Here is a 1,240-nt window from a genome sequence, read left to right on the forward strand (position 1 = left end):
CTGAACTTGTATGGTTAAGGTGTCGGGGTGGAGGGACATCCTGAACTATCGGCCAATGCCGGACCGACACCGCGAGAACTCTCCCGCCCCACCCATCACCGTCGATAAGGAACTGAGCGGCGCCGTTCATCGAACCGCGACCGCCGATCTGAACGCAAGTCAACGAGCCGGATGGCGTACACCCCGACGTTACCCATTGTGCGCTTTGGAGGTGTTCCCATGCAAACGACTGTGCTTTATATCGGTGTCGATGTTGCCAAGGCTGAGCTTGTCATCAGCGTAGCGGGTGAACGGCCCTGCATCATTGCCAACACAACTGTAGGCATTACACGTTGGTTAAAAACAGTGCCAGAACACGCGCAGATTGCCATGGAATCAACGGGCAGTTACCACGCCTTACTGGCGCAGTTGGCTCATCTGCATGGCTTGACGGTCTATATCTTGAACGCGCGTGATGTCTTTTACTATGCACGAGCCCTAGGCAGCCGGGCCAAGACCGATAACATTGATGCAGAGGTCATTGTCCGCTACCTGCAAGAGCATCAACCCAGCTTGCAGGCCTGGCAACCGCTCACCCCCGAGCAACAACAGTTGCGTCAACTGTTGTCTCGTCGCGCTCAAGTGATCACTCACCAGAGCGCTTTACGCCAGGCTTTTACCGATGTGAACCTAGCAGGTGTGGATACCCAAGCATTGCAACATGGATTTGATGTTGTGCTGGCCTCAATGGATCAACAAATACAGCATTTGATTGCGAACGACCCGCAGCTCGAACAGGGATATCAACGCTTGCGTAGTGTGAGCGGCATCGGTCAACAGACAGCGGCCTTGTTGACCGAACTGCTCAATCGTATTCCCTTTGCTAATGCGGATGCCTTAGTCGCGTATAGCGGGCTCGATCCACGGCCCAATGACTCAGGGACCAAGCGAGGACGTCGTCGTATCAGCAAGCGTGGGCCGGCTCTGCTGCGCCGACAATTGTATTTGGCCGCGATGTCGGCCTGCCGCAGTACGGCATGTAAACCGTTGTATGAAGCGTATCGTGCCCGAGGCCTAGCGGGCACAGAATCGATTGTGATTCTGGCTCGTAAGTTGCTACGCATTGCATATGCCGTGTGGAAAAGCGGGCAAGCCTTTGATCCGTCCAAACTATTACCTAAAACAGCTTGACCCAAACCATAGAACCTCGCGGGGTGGTTCGTCCCCCGGACGAACCACAAGCGTCCCGCTCAAACAGCAG

General features: G+C 55.2%; 1 protein-coding gene. It reads left to right on the plus strand.

Annotation, left to right across the window (positions count from 1 at the left end; all coding sequences use genetic code 11):
* The first annotated feature begins 219 nt into the window (after positions 1 to 219).
* Positions 220 to 1,170, plus strand: coding sequence for an IS110 family transposase (locus KOE80_RS20110; protein ID WP_226349842.1), 951 nt, complete (start codon positions 220 to 222; stop codon positions 1,168 to 1,170).
* Positions 1,171 to 1,240: the final 70 nt, after the last annotated feature.

The sequence above is a fragment of the Alcaligenes sp. 13f genome (assembly GCF_020496585.1).
GTDB classification, from domain to species: Bacteria; Pseudomonadota; Gammaproteobacteria; order Burkholderiales; family Burkholderiaceae_B; genus Alcaligenes; species Alcaligenes phenolicus.